At 70.9% G+C, this 17,558-nt stretch carries 20 protein-coding genes; 8 read left to right on the plus strand and 12 right to left on the minus strand.

The features are described 5' to 3' along the window. Positions 1–33: 33 nt before the first annotated feature. Positions 34–471, minus strand: a complete 438-nt coding sequence (locus tag HS041_RS00965; RefSeq protein WP_196438629.1) for a hypothetical protein — start codon at positions 469–471, stop codon at positions 34–36. A 159-nt stretch (positions 472–630) separates the two neighbouring features. Between HS041_RS00965 and HS041_RS00970 the strand changes: the two genes are divergently transcribed. Then, complete coding sequence (locus HS041_RS00970) at positions 631–933, plus strand: hypothetical protein (protein WP_196438630.1); 303 nt, start codon at positions 631–633, stop codon at positions 931–933. Positions 934–1,308: 375 nt separating this feature from the next. After that, positions 1,309–3,075 carry an ATP-binding protein gene (locus HS041_RS00975; protein WP_230878377.1) on the plus strand — a complete coding sequence of 589 codons (1,767 nt, stop codon included), beginning with the start codon at positions 1,309–1,311 and terminating at the stop codon, positions 3,073–3,075. Positions 3,076–3,368: 293 nt separating this feature from the next. Here HS041_RS00975 and HS041_RS00980 read toward each other — a convergent pair whose 3' ends face one another. Beyond that, positions 3,369–3,716 carry a VOC family protein gene (locus HS041_RS00980; protein ID WP_196438631.1) on the minus strand — a complete coding sequence of 116 codons (348 nt, stop codon included), beginning with the start codon at positions 3,714–3,716 and terminating at the stop codon, positions 3,369–3,371. Between the two features lie 407 nt (positions 3,717–4,123). Between HS041_RS00980 and HS041_RS00985 the strand changes: the two genes are divergently transcribed. After that, positions 4,124–4,639: a GNAT family N-acetyltransferase gene (locus tag HS041_RS00985; RefSeq protein ID WP_196438632.1), complete on the plus strand. Its 516-nt coding sequence runs from the start codon at positions 4,124–4,126 to the stop codon at positions 4,637–4,639. A gap of 110 nt (positions 4,640–4,749) precedes the next feature. On the opposite strand, the gene HS041_RS00990 is transcribed toward HS041_RS00985, so the two are convergent. Continuing rightward, positions 4,750–5,463, minus strand: a complete 714-nt coding sequence (locus tag HS041_RS00990; protein WP_196438633.1) for a molybdopterin-dependent oxidoreductase — start codon at positions 5,461–5,463, stop codon at positions 4,750–4,752. A 36-nt stretch (positions 5,464–5,499) separates the two neighbouring features. Between HS041_RS00990 and HS041_RS00995 the strand changes: the two genes are divergently transcribed. Then, a complete protein-coding gene (locus tag HS041_RS00995) occupies positions 5,500–6,108 on the plus strand; it encodes a TetR/AcrR family transcriptional regulator (protein WP_196438634.1) in 609 nt (202 codons plus the stop codon). A gap of 31 nt (positions 6,109–6,139) precedes the next feature. Here HS041_RS00995 and HS041_RS01000 read toward each other — a convergent pair whose 3' ends face one another. Further along, complete coding sequence (locus HS041_RS01000; RefSeq protein ID WP_196438635.1) at positions 6,140–6,616, minus strand: DUF3995 domain-containing protein; 477 nt, start codon at positions 6,614–6,616, stop codon at positions 6,140–6,142. Positions 6,617–6,680: 64 nt separating this feature from the next. Between HS041_RS01000 and HS041_RS01005 the strand changes: the two genes are divergently transcribed. Next, complete coding sequence (locus HS041_RS01005; protein ID WP_196438636.1) at positions 6,681–7,286, plus strand: TetR-like C-terminal domain-containing protein; 606 nt, start codon at positions 6,681–6,683, stop codon at positions 7,284–7,286. On the opposite strand, the gene HS041_RS01010 is transcribed toward HS041_RS01005, so the two are convergent. After that, the gene (locus HS041_RS01010; RefSeq protein WP_196438637.1) at positions 7,246–7,875 is read right to left on the minus strand and encodes a maleylpyruvate isomerase family mycothiol-dependent enzyme; all 630 of its coding nucleotides are present in this window, start codon (positions 7,873–7,875) and stop codon (positions 7,246–7,248) included. The two genes, HS041_RS01005 and HS041_RS01010, sit on opposite strands and share 41 nt — an antisense overlap. A gap of 133 nt (positions 7,876–8,008) precedes the next feature. On the opposite strand from HS041_RS01010, the gene HS041_RS01015 reads away from it, so the two are divergent. Next, positions 8,009–9,028 carry a sigma-70 family RNA polymerase sigma factor gene (locus HS041_RS01015; protein ID WP_196438638.1) on the plus strand — a complete coding sequence of 340 codons (1,020 nt, stop codon included), beginning with the start codon at positions 8,009–8,011 and terminating at the stop codon, positions 9,026–9,028. Between the two features lie 63 nt (positions 9,029–9,091). Beyond that, the gene (locus HS041_RS01020; RefSeq protein WP_196438639.1) at positions 9,092–9,463 is read left to right on the plus strand and encodes a VOC family protein; all 372 of its coding nucleotides are present in this window, start codon (positions 9,092–9,094) and stop codon (positions 9,461–9,463) included. A 142-nt stretch (positions 9,464–9,605) separates the two neighbouring features. On the opposite strand, the gene HS041_RS01025 is transcribed toward HS041_RS01020, so the two are convergent. The 3 genes from HS041_RS01025 to HS041_RS01035 form a co-directional block, all read right to left on the minus strand. Next, a complete protein-coding gene (locus tag HS041_RS01025) occupies positions 9,606–9,959 on the minus strand; it encodes a DUF3140 domain-containing protein (RefSeq protein WP_196438640.1) in 354 nt (117 codons plus the stop codon). A 229-nt stretch (positions 9,960–10,188) separates the two neighbouring features. Beyond that, positions 10,189–11,469, minus strand: a complete 1,281-nt coding sequence (locus tag HS041_RS01030) for an erythromycin esterase family protein (RefSeq protein ID WP_196438641.1) — start codon at positions 11,467–11,469, stop codon at positions 10,189–10,191. An 88-nt stretch (positions 11,470–11,557) separates the two neighbouring features. Continuing rightward, on the minus strand, positions 11,558–12,364 hold the full coding sequence (locus HS041_RS01035) for an oxygenase MpaB family protein (protein ID WP_196438642.1): 807 nt from the start codon (positions 12,362–12,364) through the stop codon (positions 11,558–11,560). A 165-nt stretch (positions 12,365–12,529) separates the two neighbouring features. Between HS041_RS01035 and HS041_RS01040 the strand changes: the two genes are divergently transcribed. Further along, positions 12,530–14,230 (plus strand): histidine kinase N-terminal 7TM domain-containing diguanylate cyclase, encoded by a 1,701-nt coding sequence (locus HS041_RS01040; protein WP_196438643.1) that lies wholly within the window; start codon positions 12,530–12,532, stop codon positions 14,228–14,230. Positions 14,231–14,281: 51 nt separating this feature from the next. Here the strand turns inward: HS041_RS01040 and HS041_RS01045 are convergent, their stop codons facing one another. From HS041_RS01045 to HS041_RS01060, 4 genes are all read right to left on the minus strand, one after another. Further along, positions 14,282–15,292: a YihY/virulence factor BrkB family protein gene (locus tag HS041_RS01045; RefSeq protein WP_196438644.1), complete on the minus strand. Its 1,011-nt coding sequence runs from the start codon at positions 15,290–15,292 to the stop codon at positions 14,282–14,284. A gap of 118 nt (positions 15,293–15,410) precedes the next feature. Then, entirely contained in the window at positions 15,411–16,079 is a 669-nt protein-coding gene (locus tag HS041_RS01050) for a DUF3618 domain-containing protein (protein ID WP_196438645.1), read from the minus strand. Beyond that, positions 16,055–16,507, minus strand: a complete 453-nt coding sequence (locus HS041_RS01055; RefSeq protein ID WP_196438646.1) for a phage holin family protein — start codon at positions 16,505–16,507, stop codon at positions 16,055–16,057. The genes HS041_RS01050 and HS041_RS01055 overlap by 25 nt, the downstream gene beginning before the upstream one ends. 23 nt (positions 16,508–16,530) lie before the next feature. Beyond that, entirely contained in the window at positions 16,531–17,238 is a 708-nt protein-coding gene (locus HS041_RS01060; RefSeq protein WP_196438647.1) for a hypothetical protein, read from the minus strand. Between the last annotated feature and the right edge of the window lie 320 nt (positions 17,239–17,558).

Raw genomic sequence — 17,558 nt, forward strand, 5'->3', positions numbered from 1 at the left:
GGTGCTCGGGCCCGTGGCGTGAGTGGATCTCGGTCAGGCGCTCGGCGACGTCGAGGTGGAACCGGTCGGGTGGATCCGGAGCAGGCGCTCGCGATCACCGGGGTCCGCGGTGCCGTGGGCGAACCAGTCCGCGACCCGCCGCAGGGCGTCGTCGTCCGTGCCCGCGTCCAGCAGCAACTCGGGACCGACGAGGGCGGCGACCTCCTCGAAGGCGTCTCCGTGATCGGTCAGCCTCCAGTCACGCCAGAGGTGTGCCGGCCACTCCGGATCGAGGAGGCAGTCCAGCGACCACCAGTCCAGGCGGCGGCCGGGGACGTCCAGGAAGGCCCCGCTCCAGGGGATCGACTCCAGTACCGCGGACCCGGTGGCCTCCTCCTGACGGGAGGAGAGCGTGGCGGTGCCGCCGTACCGCGACCAGACCCGGTGCCCTCCGCGGTCGACGACGACGTAGTGGGCGTTCCCCGCGCTCATGACCGTCAGACTAGGCGCTCCCGTCGAGCGGTCACCGCCGCGAGGCTCCCGATGATCCGATCACGCTCATGGCCGCCCGCCGGTGCCAGCCTCTCAACCGGCGGGGCATGGGAACATCTCGATCATGGACGCCTTCCTCCGGCTGGGGGATCCTGAGCCATGAACGACACCGAGCGACGGTTCGAGCGCGCCATGGTGGACATCTACCTCACCGCCAAGCGCGAACTCGGCTACAACGCCACCCGCTTCATGCAGATGGTCAGCGAGCGCGGCGGGCTGGCGACGGCCAGGCAGCTCCTCTGGAGCGACCAGCCCTCGGACGGGTTCGAGACCCTCTGGCGTCACGGGCGGCTCGATCTCTCCGTGGAGGCCCACGTGGTCAAGGAGGAGTTCGCCGAGCTGTTCACCGACGAAGACCGGGAACGAGCCCGGACCAGGCTCGACGACCTGCGCCGGGCCTGATCGGAAGCCCCCGCGGGCGCCGGAGAGGAGTCCGCGGGGCGTCTCATCGCCTCTTCCACAGGACGGGGATGAGGTCGTCGTGCCTGACTGACGAGGTCGCAGGAGCCGTTGATCTCCTCGTCCTGGACGAGCCGGTCATAGTCGAGGCACGGGGTGAGGCGCTCGCCGACCTCGCCCTCCTTGGTCAGGACCTCTCGCGTGAGTCCTTCCGCACGCGGCCGGCCGAAATGGACCGCGTGGATCGGTCACCGCCTGATGCGCCCCGAGTCGGATGGAGCCACGTTGCTGGAGCGTTTCCCGCCCCGTCCGCCAACATGCTAACTAGCATGCTAGTTAGCATGCTAGTTAGCATGTCCCGTCTGAGCTGGTCAGGGGATGTCGATGCAGGGCGAGGAGCTCTTCGAGATCATCGCGAACCTCCGCGCGCTGGGTGGGGACGTCTCCGATGTGGAGGTGAAGAAGTCCCAGCGTGAGCTGCCGAAAACGGTCCGGGAGACCCTCTCGGCTTTCGCCAACACCCATGGCGGAGTGCTCATCCTCGGCTTGGACGAGACCACGGGGTTCGCGGCGACCGGCGTGCACGATGCCTTGAAGCTCTCCAACGACCTGGCCTCACTCTGTTCCACCGACATGGAACCCGCCTTGCGGCCGTTGATCAATGTCCACGATTTCGAAGGCGTGAAACTCGTCGTCGCGGAGGTTCCCGAGCTGGATCCGGCCCAAAGGCCGTGCTTCTACCGGGGCGCCGGGATGACCAAAGGCAGTTTCGTCCGCGTCGGTGACGGCGACCGGCGTCTGTCCAGCTATGAGGTCCAGATCATGCTGTCCTCGCGAGGCCAGCCCCGTGAGGACGAACAGGGTGTTCCAGGAACCGGTCTGGAACTCCTCGATCCGGTCATCCTGGAGACCTTCATTGCGCGGCTCCGGATCAGCAGGCCGTACGCCTTCAAGGATCTTGATCGGGATGCTCTCCTCAGGCGGGCCAGGATACTGGTGACCGGACCTGACGGTGCCGGCGTTCTCTCCCTGGCGGCACTGATCGCGCTCGGTTCCTACCCTCAGGAGCACTTCCCACAGCTGATGATCAGCTTCGTCCACTATCCCCCGCCCGCCGGTGACGCACCGGCAACGGAAACCCGGTTCTTGGACAATGTCACCCTCGAAGGCCCCATACCCGTCATGGTCCGCGACGCACTGGCCGCGATACGGCGGAACATGTCCCGCAGAGCGATCATCGGAGGAGCCGGTCGGGAGGACGTCTGGGAATATCCGGAGACTGCGCTCCGGGAGGCCGTGGTCAACGCGCTCGTACACAGGGACCTCTCCAGCGCTGCCCGCGGCACACAGGTCCAGATCGAGATGTACCCGGACAAGCTGACGATCCGGAGCCCAGGCGGGTTGTTCGGCCCGGTGACCATCGACAACCTCGCCGACGAAGGAATCTCCTCCACGCGTAACGCGACCCTGATGAGAATCCTCGAAGACGTTCCCATCCCGGGCGAGACGCGAACCGTCTGCGAGAACCGCGGGTCCGGAATCCGCGCGATGGTCTCCGCCCTCCGAGCCGCCGGGATGAGCCCACCGCAGTTCGATGACCGGGTCGCCTCCTTCACCGTCACCATCCCCAACCATGCGCTGCTAAGCGAGGAGGCCGTGAGATGGATCGAGAGTCTCGGTGAGAGAGGCCTCTCCGACAGCCAGTGCATCGCGCTGGCGATGCTTCGAGACGGAGAGATCCTGGACAACCGCTCCTATCGGAATACGGCCGGCGTGGACTCGCGTGTCGCCACGGCCGGACTGCAGGATCTCGTAGCCCGCGAACTCGTCATCCAGACAGGGAGCAGGCGATGGGCGCGCTACGAGCTGTCCCCGCGGCTGCGCCGCCGTGCCTCTGCGGAAACACCGACCTCCACGCGGACCGACCGGCGTCCGCAGTTGCTGGATGCCCTCGGCGACGAGACTCTCTCGAGAGCCGAGCTGGCCCGCCGTACCGGGCTCACCGATCAGACAGTACGGCGCTGGCTCTCGCTCATGAGAGAGGAAGGCACGGTGGAACTGGTCGGAAGCTCGCCGAGGAGCTCAAGCGCCCGGTACCGCCGGGCACGCCAGGGATCCCTCTTCCCAACGGCCGACCCCTCGTAGCAAGACCTCACCTCGGCAGGCCCCGCGACCGCCCGCCGGAGAGATCTCCCTATCGCCCTCTGAGCACTGCGACATACACCTCCGCCACGGCGCGACAGGAGTTCTCCATCGTGCTGACCGCCCGGTCGAGGGCGAGCCGACGCCGAGCGACGAGCCCCGGGACGTGCACTGGGTACCGCGCGACCGGGTTGATGCGCTGACGATGGACCGGTGGGTGCGCCTTCGGATCGGGTCACCACCCGGCCGGCGGCGACGGGCCGTCGGCGGGTTCCAGCGCCATCGAACCTCCGCGATCAGCGGTGCCCCAGGACGTTGACCACGCGGCCGTTCGGGTCGCGGACGAAGAACCGGCGGACGCCCCACTCCTCGTCCTGCAGCGGGTGCACGATCTCGGCACCGCTGTCGCGCACGACCGCATAGGCGGCGTCCACGTCGTCCACCTCGATGCTCAGGTCCGGAGTGACGGGTGCCGTCTTGTCGCCGGTCATGATGCTGACCTGCGCCGCAGGATCGGACGGGGAGGCGAGGGTCACGATCCAGCCGTGGTTCATGACCTCCTCCAGGCCCAGGAGGCCGTAGAACTTTGCGCTCTCCTCCAGGGATTCGGACTGGATGTCGGGGACGATCCGGCGGACGGACATCGGCGACTCCTGCAGAAGGCGAGGGGATGTGCGTGGATCTTTCTACCCAGGATGGCGCATGGGTTCGGAGTCAGATATCGAGATGGGCGCTGATCCCCAAATGTTGCTCCGCCAGGGGACAAACGATCCGGTTTCCGGACGGTGTCACCGTCGAAGGCCCCATACCCGTCATGGTCCGCGACGTACTGGCCGCCATCAGGTCGTGATGGGCGCCGGGAGGTGTCGAAACGGATTGCCCGGCCTGTGCGGGGTTGCTAAGGTCGCGCCCGGCGTGAGAGCGCCTGATCGGTCACGTGACGAGGAGGTTGATGAATATGGCTGCGAGCAGCCCTCGTCAGCATGCCCTCATCCGGTCCGCGCGAGCCTAGAGCCGCGGTCCGGGTCATTCGAACGACCAGGAGTCTCACGTGTCTTCCTTCTTCGCGGCGACCGCCGCCGATCTGACCACCGACCGCCTCATCCTGCGGTCGTGGACTTCTCATGAGGTCACCGCCGTCCTGGACGGGGCCCGGCCGGTGCACTGGGCCGAGGACTTCCCCGCCGAGGGCGACCGTGTCATCGCCGGCCTGTTCGCAGAGCACCCCGCCTGGCTGGGCGAGTACGGCCACCGTCAGGTCATCGAGCGCGACGGCGGCCTGGTGGTCGGATCGATCGGCCTGTTCTGGCCGCCCCTCGACGGCGCTCTCGAAATCGGGTACGGCATCGTGGCCTCCCGGCGGGGGCGCGGCTACGCTCCCGAGGCGGCCCGCGCCCTGACCGGTTTCGCCCTCACCGCGCCGGGCGTCCACACGGTCCACGCCGATGTGGAGCTGTCGAATCCCGCCTCGATCCGGGTGCTGGAGAAGGCCGGCTTCCAGCGATCGCACACCGGCACCGAGCAGAACACCGCCCGGTACCGCGCCGCACCACCGGTCCGGCGGTAGTAGTCACCCCACGGGATCGGCGGCGGTGCGCCGCCGATCCCCGCTCACCCCGGCGGGCCGGAAGAACCTCATCGGCGATTCCGGCTCTTCGTCCCCGCCCCGCGGCCGGGTCAGGAACGGCGGCCGGTGCGTTCGGCCAGGGCTGCGGTCACCGGCACCGCCAGCCGGTACGGCCAGCGCAGGGCGGTGCCGGGGATCCTGGAATGCCGTTCTTCGAAGGCGACTCGGGCCCGGGGATGCTCTTTGGCGCCGTATGTGCTCGGCGGCGTGTCGCGGTAGAGCTCGATCCGGCACAGGTGCTTGATGCTCTTGTAGCCGTACTGTCCCGGGGAGACGAAGCGCAGCGGCGCGCCGTGAGTCGCGCTCAGCGCCGCACCCTCCAACCGGTCGGCGAGCAGGACGTCCGGCTGCAGCGCGTCGTCGAGCCGGACGACCGCCTGAACGCCGTCGAGGCCGCGCACGACGATGCCCCGGACGTCGTCCTCCGGCTCGCAGCGCGGCACCACCACCTCGCGCCAGAACTCCGCGAACAGCACGCCGGCCCACGTGAGGTCGCGCACCGACCAGGTGGTCACGCAGTGGAAGTCCGCGGTGAGCGAGGTCGTGGGCACCAGCTCGGGCAGCTGTGCGACCGCGAAGGTCACCTCGCGGCGCACGGCGCCGGCGACGGTCAGGGTGGCCTCCGCCGGCACGGGCGGCAACGGCCGCCGGGGGTCGTCGGCGAAACGGGGGAACACCTGCAGCTCCCGCTGGCCGGGAGGCAGCGCCGTACCGGCCGGCCTGCGCGGCCACAGATCGGACAGGCGGATCGGGGTAGATCGCATGTAATTAATATACAAGACGTATCGTATATTAATACGATGACGACAGCCCCGCGAGGCAGGCCCCGCGACCCGGCGCTGGACCGGGCGATCGCCGCCGCGACCGTCGAGCTGCTGACAGAGGTCGGCTACCGCACCATGTCGCTGGACCTGGTGGCCCGCCGGGCCGGAGTCGCCCGGGCATCGATCTACCGTCGCTGGCGGACCAAGGCGCACCTGGTGTACGAGACGGTCTTCACCGAGCTCGGGCCGCATGCGGTGCCGGACCTCGGCAGTCTGGAGGCGGACCTGGCCGCGCTGGTCGACGCGCTGCGGGCCGAGCTGTCGGCACCGGCCGCGATGGCCGCGGTCAACGGCGTGCTCGCCGACTTCGCCGCGGACGAGGCCTTCCGCGCCCACGTGCGGAACCGGTTCCTCGCTCCGACCACGGCCGCGCTCCGGCAGGTGCTGCACCGCGCCGCGGTCCGCGGGGAGGTCTCCGCCGATGCGCCCGCCGATCTCCTCGTGGAGGCGCTCGGCGGCACCGTCTTCTTCCGGTCGATCGTGCTCGGGGCGCCGATGGACGAGGCCGACGCGCGGCGCCTCACGCGGATCGTCCTGGACGGCGTGCGTCCCCGGCACCGGGAAGGCCGCCTCCCCCCGCCATGACGGACCGCGTGTCACCCGGCGCGGCCGGTGCTCACGCCCGCCTGCCGCGGAGCACCAGCAGGGCCCCGATCCCCAGTCCGATGCAGAGCGGAGAGTACAGGGCCCGGTCCCAGGCGACGAACTCCTCCGGCGTCTGACCGCTCCCGCCGAGAAGGTGCATCGCCAGGCCGCCGACCCCCCGGGCCAGCAGGACCGCGGCGACGACCCCGCACCCCACGGCGATCAGGCGGCGCGGCAGCCGTACGGCCAGCCGCCGGACGCCCGGGCCCAGAGCGTCGGCCCGGATGAGCAGCAGCACCGCCGCGCAGCACAGCAGGACGGCGACTCCGGCGGTGGCGCCGCCGGAGGGGAGCAGGCCGGTGCTCTCGACGCCGACCACGCCGCGGGCGAATGCGGTGGCGTCCTCCAGGGGCCAGTATCGGCCGGTCGCCCAGACGGCGTGAAGACCGGAGACGGCCAGCAGAGCCGTCGCAGTGACGAAGGCGGCGGAGCGGGTGAGATCGGGCATGGTCGGCCTCCTTGGAACATCTTCCGCTTTGATTACAAAACGGGTAGTCCCGTAAGGTTAATGGATGGCACCCACGCACTCCCCGCCGGGCCGGCCGCGAGACCGGCGCACCCACGAGGCCATCCTCCGGGCCGCCGAAGAGCTGGTCAGAGAGGTGGGGTACGGCAGCGCCTCGATCAGCGCCATCGCCGCCCGGGCCCGGGTGGGCAAGGACGCCGTCTACCGGCGCTGGTCGGGCAAGCCCGAGCTGGTGTACGAGGCGCTGTTCACCACGGTCGACACCGGCCCGGTGCCCGACACCGGCACACTGAGTGGCGACGTCACGGAGCTGGCCCGGGCGCTGATCGAGGAGTTCGCGGCACCGGCCGCCGTGGCCGCGCTGCCCGGCCTGCTGGCCGATTTCGCCGCCGACCCCGTTCTGCGGACGCGGCTGCGCTCGGGCTTCCTGGCTCCGGCCAGGGCGCGGATGGTCCAGATCTTCGACCGCGCCGCCGAGCGCGGCGAGATCGGCCGGGACGTCCCGGTCGACCTGGTCCTCGACACGCTGGCCGGGGCGGTCTTCTTCCACGTGGGCCTGGCCTGCGAGCCGGTCACCCCGCAGCTGGCCGCCCGGCTGGCGGGCATCGTCATCACGGGCGTCGGGAGAACCGCGCCGCGGCCTCACCCGTGAGCCGGCCCGCCGGCAGGCGGCGCCCGCAGACGACGAGCAGCAGGTCCTGCGCCAGGCCCCGGACCGGTGTTCCCGCACCGTGGCTCCAGTCGAGGTCGGTCGCCTGCAGCGCGACCCCCGCGAGGTCGGCCCCGAAGAACGCGATGTTCTTCGGCCGCATCCCGGCCAGCACCATGGCGACGCGCTCGGGCGGCACCCCGCGGTCGAGCCCCAGGCCCACCGTGATGTCGAGTCCGTGGATGACGTCGTGCGAGAGTGCCCCGCGGACATCCCCGCCGGGGGGTGTCCACGGGTGCGCGACGTTGTCCCGCAGCGAGGCGAGCAGCTCCTCGGGCGGCAGCCTGGCGGCGTCGCGCCGCGCGCACCGGTCGGCCATGCGGTTGAAGTCTCCGCGTGCCTTCACCAGCTCCACCAGCATCCTTCCGAGTGAGGTGCGGAAGGGCATCGTCGTGTGGGCGATGACCTCTCGTACCCTCCAGCCGTCGCACAACGTGGGCGCGTCCCACTGTTCCGGCCGCAGGGCGGCGAGCAACTCCACCTGTTCGCCGCGTTCCGCGATCACGGCGTCCCGAAGGCGGTCTCCGGTCATCACGACCTCCTGTCCATGCCGTCCGTCGCATCCGTTCGCGATGCGATCCCTGTACGGAGTACGGGCGCAGAGCCGAAAAGTCATCGGTCCCGTGCCCCCGTGATGTGTCGGTGACGGCGCATATGGTCGGGGGATGGTGGAGACGCTGACCGGCGAGGGCTCCCTGCTGGAGCCGTTCCGAGCCGAGCTGACCGGCTACTGCTACCGGTTGCTCGGCTCCGGCTTCGAGGCCGAGGACGCGGTGCAGGAAGCGCTGCTGCGCGCCTGGCGGTCGTTCGACCGCTACGACGAGCGGCGGGCGTCGTTGCGGACGTGGCTCTACAGCATCGCCACCAACATCTGCCTCGACATGCTGCGCAGCTCGCAACGCCGGGCCCTGGCCATGGACATCAGCCGGGTGGCGGACGTGGGGTCGAGCATCGGCGAGCCGGTGTCGGAGCGGAGCTGGATCCAGCCGGTTCCGGACGGTCGCGTGCTGCCGGTGGACGGTGATCCGCAGGAGCTGGTCGTGCAGCGTGAGACGATCCGCCTGGCGTTCGTCGCCGCGCTGCAGCACCTGCCGCCCCGGCAGAGGGTGGTGCTGATCCTGCGCGACGTGTTGCGGTGGAAGGCCGAGGAGGTCGCGGACCTCCTGGAAACCACCGTCGCGTCGGTGACCAGCGCGTTGCAGCGGGCGAGGTCGACGCTCAGAGCGGTCGACGTCACGCCCGGCGAGCCGTTCCGGCCGTCCGACTCCGCCCAGCGCGAGCTGCTCACCCGCTACTGCACCGCGTTCGAGCGTCACGACATCGCCGCGCTCGTCGCCCTGCTGCACGAGGACGCGACGATGTCGATGCCCCCCTTCGCCTGGTGGCTCCGCGGCCGTGACCGGATCAGGCAGGCGTTCCTGGACCCGGACGCGTCCTGCGCGGGCGCGTGTCTCGTCCCGGCCGCGGCGAACGGCTCGCCGGCGTTCTGGCAGACGAGACCCGGCCCCGACGGTGTCCACGTCCCCTTCGGGCTGGTCATCCTCGACGTGTCCGAGGGTCTGATCGGCGGCATCACCGTATATCTGGATGCCGACCGGCTGATCCCGCTCTTCGGCGCTCCCGCTGACTCCTCGCTGCCGCCGCGTTCCTCGCTGCCGCCACGCGTTCTTCCGTCACACCGATGAGTTTCACGACGCCACCACGTATCACCGTGGACGCGACCCGAAGCGAACCTGAGGAGCGGAGACATGACGACTGTCCAGCCCATCATCACCACACCCGACCTGGATCGGCTGCAGGCCTTCTACGAGCGCCTGCTCGGGGCGGTGGAGACGAACCGCTTCCCGGACGACGGCCCCACCTTCTTCGTGAGCCTGAAACTGGGTGACTCGGAGCTCGGACTGGTCGACAAGGCGGCGACCGACCTGTCCGCACCGCAGCGGATCCTGCTGAGCGTGCGGGTCGACGACGTCGACGGCCTGCTGGGCCGGGTCGAGGCGGCCGGCGGGCGCGTGCTCGGCCCGTCAACCGATATGCCGTGGGGAGAACGCGTGGCCCACGTCCACGACCCCGACGGAAACAAGGTCAACCTGACCCAGTCCCTTCAAGCCGGTGCCTGATCGCGGTGGCGGTCCGGTCGCTCGCGACGACGACGCCATCGTGACGGGTAGGGGCTTGTTCCGTCACCGCTTCCCTGCTGCCCGGACCGGCCCGGTCCGGGCAGCAGGGCGCCGCGGTGGGCTCCGGTCGAGGCCGAGTGCCTCAGCCCTCCGTCCTGGGCGGCCGGAGCGGGTCGTGGCCGACCGCCATCAGGGCGCGCCGCCGCTCGTCGTCCCTGGCGTTGGAGGAGGCGTGGGCCTCGGCGTCCTCGGCGACGCCGACGACGCGCCGCATCGTCTCGATGTCGTCAGGGGTGAGGTCGACCTTGCGCTTTCCGAGGATCCTCAGCACGTCCCGGCCGAGGCCGGGCATCCACTCGCCGGGGTCGGAGGGAGAGGCGTCCTCTCCTGAGCCGGAGGCCATCAGGAAGGCCCTCAGTTCCTCCGACGTCATGTTCACGAAGTCGTGGAACTCCTGCCACAGCCGGTCGAGGTCCGGGTCGGAACGGTCGGTCATGGTGTTCTCCTGTCTGTACGGCATCCGGTACGGCTACCGCGCGAGGCCGGTCACGGCCGCGCCGCCGAGATGCGGGTCGCGAGCCCGGCGTGCCGGTTCCCGCTCCCCTCTCCGGGCCTTCCGTTCCCGCCGCCTGCCGGATGACGCGCTAGATGCCGACAAATAGCAATGGCTTTCCCTCGGTTCGACGAACCACCATGAAAGGGACTTTTCTGCCAGCCACCCCGGATCACACCGCGGTCGGGAACGTCTCCAGCTCCTCCTCCTCGGGCGGTTCCCCGTGCAGCGGGTGCAGCGCCTCGCTGCGGTCCAGCCAGATGAAGGCGTCGTAGCGCCGGCCGAGCACGGTGGGAACGTAGTTCCCCCACCGCTCCCGGTCGGGCCGGTAGACCACGCCGATGGCCCGGTGACCCAGCGGCTGGTCGTACCAGCCGGGCCGGTCGGCGGCCGGAGGCACGATGAACAGCGCCCGTTCCAGCTCCGCGGCGTGCAGCAGCGACTCCAGCGACGCCGGTCGGGCCGGCGGCACCTGCATGACCTCGGCCTGGGCACCCCACCGCTCCGCCGCCACCACGGTGCCGCGATGGGTTCCGAAGCCGACGAGCACCACGTCGTCACCGTGCCGCTCGCGGACCAGCTCGCCGAGGTTGGTCATCCCGGCGGCGGTCATGTCGGTGGCACGGGCGTCGCCGACGTGGGTGTTGTGCGCCCAGACGACCCCCTTCGCGCCCCCGTCGGCGCCACCGTAGAAGTCCGCCAACCGGTCGAGGGTGTCGGCCATGTGGATGTCGCGGACGTTCCACGACTGCGCGCCGCCGCCCACCATGCTCCGGTAGTACTCCTCCGCCCCGGCCACCACCTGGGCGTTCTGCCGTATGGCGAAGCCCTCCTCGTCCCCGGGGGCAGCCTCGATCACCGCCGCGAGCAGGCCGACGACCTCCTTCTCGCAGGACTCGGGCATCAGCCGCGCGACCATCCCGTACTGCTGCGGGTCGTGGCCGTAGGCCTCGAAGCAGTCGACCGCGCGCAGGACGGCGTCCACCTGCCCGGGCAGGTGCCGGGCGGCGTAGCGGCGGACGGCCCGCAGCGAGTCCCACAGGCTGTAGACGTCCAAGCCGTGGAAGCCGCAACGCTCGCCCTCCGGCAGGGCCTCGTTCCACCGGCGCAGCCACCGGCAGAACTTCACGACCTCCTCGTTGGCCCACATGAAGGTGGGCCAGCGGGCGAAGCCGTACAGGGCGGCGTAGGGGTCCTCGGCTCCGGGACGGGTGACGGACCGGTGCACCCGGTCGCAGTCGGGCCAGTCGCCCTCGACGCCGACGAACCGGAAGCCCTTCTCCGAGATCAACCGGCAGGTGAGCGCGGCGCGCCAGGAGTAGAACTGGTGCGTGCCGTGGCTGGCCTCCCCGATCAGGACGTAGCGGGCATCGCCGATGCGTTCCATGAGGGGGTCGAGGTCGTCCGGGGCGTCCAGCGGCAGTGCCGACCTTCTGATCTCGTCGGGACCCATCTCCGCCTCCTCCGCGCGGCTCCGGTCACGCGTTCCGGGGCCGCAGCCTCCGAAGCCGTCAGAAGATCCCTACCCGGCGCCTGCGCTCTCATGCCGTGCCCGGCCGCGGGCCTCCCCTGGCCATCCGCTTGCGCAGCTCGTGCAGGTAGTAGTCGCGCGGCAGGGTGCGCAGCCTCATGGGCAGGCGGGGGTAGACCGCGGCCAGGGTCCGCATGAGCGCGGTGAAGCGCACCTGCCTGGCGGGCGACCAGTGCCAGCCGTACTGCCGGCGGATCGGCTCGGGCATCAGCCCCGCGGTGAGGAGCCGGATCATCGGCAGCCCCGGCCGCAGGTACCAGGGCAGGTCGGGGTCGAGCACCTGCTCGGCCACGGCCCGTGAGGCGTCGCTGATCTCCAGCGTGGCCAGCATGTCCGCGTAGTAGGCGCGGAAGTCGTCGTAGGTGGCGGGGACCAGCTCGGGCGGGCAGCCGAGGATGGTGGCGAAGACCTTCGACTGGTCGTAGTACGCGGCGCGTTCGGCCTCGTCCAGCCGGCGGAACAGGCTCTCGTAGACCTGGACCCCGGTGGCGAAGAGGGTGGCGGCGACCCAGACCTGGAGCTCCGGATCGTTGGCCCGGTAGTCCGGCCCGGTCACCCGGTCGTGCATCCGCGTCACGATGGCGCTCAGCCGCTCGGCCTCCTCGCGGGTGCCCCAGGAGACGGCGTAGACCCACTGCATCGTGCCGCGGAGCCGGCCGAGGGGGTCGTCGGCGGTGTAGCTGTGGTCGTACACGCCCTGGGCCACCTTGGGGTGAGCCGTCTGCAGCAGCGACGCCGCCCCTCCGGCGGCGATCAGGATGCCCTCGCGCGCGACCACGCGGATCAGGTCGTCATCCTTGAACAGTCCGTTGCTCATGCAAGCACCATAAGTAAGCCATTACTTTTCGACAAGGGTTCACCATCTCATCGACGGGAATCCGCCGCGTCCGAGACGAACGCGCAATGTGATTCCCTCATGTCGGACGGTCACCGTGCCGATGGAAGCCAGGACGTTCACGAGACAGCGCGCGGAGGGAGCAGGATGCTAGGGCTGCCGTTCCTGGTCCTGCTCTTCATGCTGGCCACGTCCGTGGCCGCCGCGGTGACCGCCGTCGGCTGGCGCCGCAGGCGGACGGCTCCGGCGGTCGGCGCGCTGGCGCTTCTCTCGGCGGCGATCGTGGTGTGGTCGGCGGCGGACGCCCTGGCCTTCCTCGTCCAGGACGCCGTGGTCGGGCACCTGCTGAGGGTCACCAAGTTCATCGGCGTGTGCGCCATCCCGGCGGGGTTCTTCTGCCTGTCCCTGGCGGTGGTCGACCGCATGTGGCGGCTCTCACGCCGCACCGCCCTGCTGCTGGCGGTCGAACCGGTGCTCGTCCTGGTCGCCTCCGTGACCGACCCCTGGCACCACCTGTTCTTCCTGCCGCCTGATCCGGCCGACCCGATGACCCTCACCAGGCCCGACTTCGGCCCGCTGTTCTGGGTGCACACCGCCTACAGCTATCTCCTGCTCTCCGTGGGCGTGACCCGCCTGATCCGCGCGTGGGTGCGGGGCCCGCGCGCCCAGCGGAAGCTGTACGGAGCCATCCTGCTCGGCGCCATCCTGCCGGCCGTGGCCAACATCATCGCCCTGTGGTGGGGCGACTACGCCACCGACCTGACGCCCGTCGGCTTCTGCGTCACCGCGGTCGTCACCTACTGGGCGCTCGTCCACCACTCGCTGCCCGAGCTGATCCCGGTGGCGCGCGGGCACGTCTTCGACATGATCGGTGACACGGTCGCCACCATCGACGCCTCCGGCCGGGTCCTCGACCTCAACTCCGCCGGCGAGCGCCTGCTGCGCCGGATGGCGTACGGCCTGCCCGACCGGATCGTCGGGCTCTCGTTCGAGAAGGAGTTCGGCGGGCTGCCCTCGGCCGACGGCGGGGAGACCGACCTGGCCCTCGCCGACCGCGACGGGCGCAGGATCGAGCTGAACGTGCGCAGCAGCCCGCTCCTCGACAGCCGGGGCGGGCGCGTCGGCTGGGTCATGGTCATGCGGGACGTCACCGCGCTCAACCGGCAGCGGCGGGAGCTGGAGCAGGCCAACGCCCGCCTGCACGAGCAACGGCACGAGCTGGAGCAGGCCAACGCCCGCCTGCACGAGCAGTTGCGCACCATCGAGACGCTCCGCGCCGACCTGGCGGAGCAGGCCGTACGGGACGCCCTGACCGGGCTGCACAACCGGCGCCACCTGATGGAGGCGCTCCGGCGCGAGGCGGCGCGGGCCGTCGCCGACCGCTCCCCGCTCAGCCTCGCCCTGCTCGACGTCGACCACTTCAAGCAGGTCAACGACGGCTACGGCCACGGCGCCGGCGACGAGGTCCTGGTCCGCCTCTCCGGGCTGCTCACCGGGCAGGCCCGGCCCCAGGACGTCGTCGCCCGCTACGGCGGCGAGGAGTTCGTCGTGGTGCTGCCGGGCGTCCCCGGGGACCGGGCCCGCGACATGGTGGAGGCGCTGCGCGCGCGGGTGGCGGGCGAACCCGTCCACGTCGGCGGTCACACGCTGCACGTCACCTTCAGCGCGGGCGTCGCCTGCCTGTCCGGCGGGCAGGACCCCGAGGACCTGCTGCACGCCGCCGACGAGGCGCTCTACGCCGCCAAGCGCGGCGGCCGCGACCGGGTCGAGCTGGCCGCCGCACCGGACGGCCGGGAGACCGCGGCGTCCGGCCACCGGGACTCCGGCTCGTCCAGCGCGGCGGCGTGACCTTCCTGCGTGATCTGGAGGTGGAACTCCTCGGTCTTGGCCGTGTTCATATCATTCGCCGTCCATCTTGCGGGTGTCGCGCGGCTCGACGTAGGGCTCCTCCTCGGGAGGGTGCCCGTCCTCGATGGCCCGGGCGCGGGCGAGCTCGGCGTCGAACTCCACTCCGAGCAGCACGGTGATGTTGGTGATCCACAACCAGACCAGGAAGACGACGACGCCCGCGAGGGCGGCGTAGGTCTTGGCGTAGGAGCCGAAGTTGGCCACGTAGAACCCGAAGCCGAGGGAGGCGACGATCCACAGCACGACGGCGAGCGCGCTGCCCGGGGTGATCCAGCGGAACCCCGGATGCGCGACGTTGGGCGCCAGCCAGTACAGCAGGGCGAGCACCAGCATCACGGCGATCACCAGGACCGGCCATTTGGCGATGTTCCAGACGGCCACCGCGGTCTCGCCGAGACCGAGGACGTCCCCCGCCCGCCGGGCGAGGTCGCCGGTGAAGACCACCGCCACCGCGCCGGCCGCCGTCAGGATCACCAGGACGGTGGTGATGGCCAGCCTGAGCGGGAGGGTCTTCCAGATGGGCCTGCCCTCCGGCATCTCGTACATGATGTTGGCGGCCCGCATGAACGCCGCGACGTAGCCGGAGGCCGACCAGAGCGCGACGGCGATTCCGATGATCGTGGCGACGCCGGCGCCCCGCTGGCTGTTCTGCAGGGTCACGAGCACGGTGTGCAGGATCTCCCGGGCGGGGCCCGGGGCCAGCGCACCCAGGTTGTCGATGAGCGGCTGGGTCGCCGACTCCCCGAACAGGCCCAGCAGCGAGACCGCGGCCAGCAGCGCCGGAAAGATCGACAGCACCGCGTAGTAGGTGAGGGCGGCGGCCCAGTCGGTCAGCTTGTCCTGCTGGAACTCCTTGGCGGTGCGTTTGAGCACCCCCCACCACGAGTGTCCGGGCAGCTCTGTCGGGCCGTCGGGGGAGGCGCCGGCCTCCGCCCCGCGGCCGGAAGCGGCACCGGAGCGGCGCCGGGCACCGGCAAGACGTCGGACGTCGTGGTCTGTCATGAAGCTGCTCCAGCGTGGGTCCCGGACGTGGGGTCCGGGGAGGAGGTCTGGCGGACACCGCCCTGCGGGGAGAGGCCGCCGCCCCGGCGGGGCCGGGGCGGCAACGGTCTCCGAGCGGTCAACGGTGGGAGCGGGTCTGGTCGGCCACCTGGTGGGCGTGCTCCTTGGCCTGCTCACCTGTGGTCCGAGCCGCCTCTGTGGCACGTTCCTTGACGTGCTGGGCCGTCTCCTGGGCGATGCCCCTGGCCTCCTCACCGAGGTGCTGCGCCGAGTCCTGGATCGCCGCCTTGACCGGCGCGACCATGTCGCCCGCCTGCTCCTTGAGCTGCTCGGCGGCCCGCTGCTCGGCCTCGGTCCTGGGGATGAGCGTCGCCGCGAGCAGCCCGGCGCCGAAGGCGATCAGACCTGCCGCCATCGGGTTGCCCTGGGTGCTGCGAAGCGCCTGCTCCGGTGCCTCGCGGACCGCCCCGGCCGCCTGCTGGGCGCCGTGCTTGACGGTCTCGGCGGCCTCCGAGGCGGTGCTGCGCACGGTGTCCGCCGCCCCGGTGGCGGTGTCGCGGACCGCGTGGGCGGCGTGCCCCGCCTGGTCCCGCACCTGGTGGGCGGCGTACGTCGGCGTGCCCATCACGCGTTCCCGGACCGTGCGCACCTTCTGGCGCATACGGTCGCGCCGGCGCTGCATGATCCGCGTCGGGCTGGTCCGCTCGGCGAGCCGGTCCACGTCGGCGGCGAGCTCCGCCCGGGTGGCGTTGATCTCTGCCCTTATTTCGTCAGGTTCCGCGCCCATTGGGCATCCTCCTTGAGCGTTTCGATCGTCTGCTCCGGCTTGGGAGAGACCTGCTTCATCCGGGCCCGCCCGCTCACGAACAGCGCCGCGCCGATCCCCGCCCACACGGCGGCGACGATGAGCGCCGCCCAGCCCAGGTCCATGACGTTGCCCAGGCCGAACATGACGGCCAGCGTCAGCAGCAACGCGGCCATGTAGCCGGCGAACCCGGCACCGCCGAGCAGCCCGGCCGCCTTGCCGGCCTTGACCGCCTCCTGGCGGACCTCGGCCTTGGCCAGCTCCACCTCCTGGCGGAACAGTTTGGACAGGTCGTTGCCGATCTCACCCACCAGCTGCCCGAGGGACGGCTCGGTGGACCGGCCGGCCGGGGACGCCCCGTCCCGCTGCGCGGGAGCGCTCACCCGGCCCGTCTGGCCGGACGAACTCATCGTGTCTCCGCGGCTGGGCCAGTTCATCGGTTGTCACCGTCCCAGGTTCTCGGCGCGGACGTGGGGATGCCCCCGCTCAGCCTCTCCCCCGAGAAGACCGGCTGCGTCTGGGACTCGCCCTGCTGCGTCACCGGCTGCGCCGGGGTCGCAGGCGTGTAGGGCGCAGTCGCGGGTGAGGGCGTGGACGGGGTGGTCGTCGTGCCACTCGCGGCGCCACTCTCCGTTCCCGTCGTGGCCTTGGCCATCCGGCCCGCCAGGAAGCCCGCGGCCAGCGCACCGGCCAGGAACACGCCCGGACGGCGGCGCGCGAAGTTCTGGACCTCCTCCAGCACCCCGGCCAGGCCGTGCTGCTCGAGGTAGTCGGCGGCTCGCCGCCCTCCCTCGGCGACCTGGTGCGCCATGCCGGAGACCGGCGAGTCGGGTTTGGCCGCCTCACCCATCGAGGCCAGGTCGTCGGCCCACTGGCGGATGCTCTCGGCGGCGCGCCGGCTCTGGTAGCGCGCCTGTTCCCCGGCGCGCTCCCGCAGCTGGTTCACCGCGTGACGCGCCTCGTCCTTGGCCTGCCCGGCCACCATGCGCGTCTGCTCCTTGGCGACTCCGGCCACCTCCCCCGCAGCCGACTTGGCCTGCTGGGCCGCCTCTCCCATGGCCGATCCGGCCGGCTGGGACGGCTTCTGGAGCTCCCCGTTCTGTCCCGGGCTCGCCCCCATCCCGGTTGGGTACTCGTTCACCGAATGCCTCCAACGGTCGTGCATCTTCGGTCCCTGCGCCGCTACCCCCACCGGGTCCCTGCATTCACAAACCGCCCAAAATAGCGTTAATGATCTCCTTTCAGGACTACTTCTTTGCCGCCTCGACCTCGGCCGGAAGGCCGCCGCAACACGTCCCAGAAAATGTCCCGCCGGACCCCCTTCCGCGAACGGAGCCCCACGGAGCGCCCAAGCAGGCTCCAGCGGAACCCCCTCCCCGCCAAGACCTCGCCATGATCGGCTCTGACGCGGCGTCCCTTTTCTGGTTCCGGGTACGGCTGTCGCTGATGACATGAGTTGAC

Source organism: Planomonospora sp. ID67723 (assembly GCF_015711605.1).
Classification (GTDB): Bacteria; Actinomycetota; Actinomycetes; order Streptosporangiales; family Streptosporangiaceae; genus Planomonospora_A.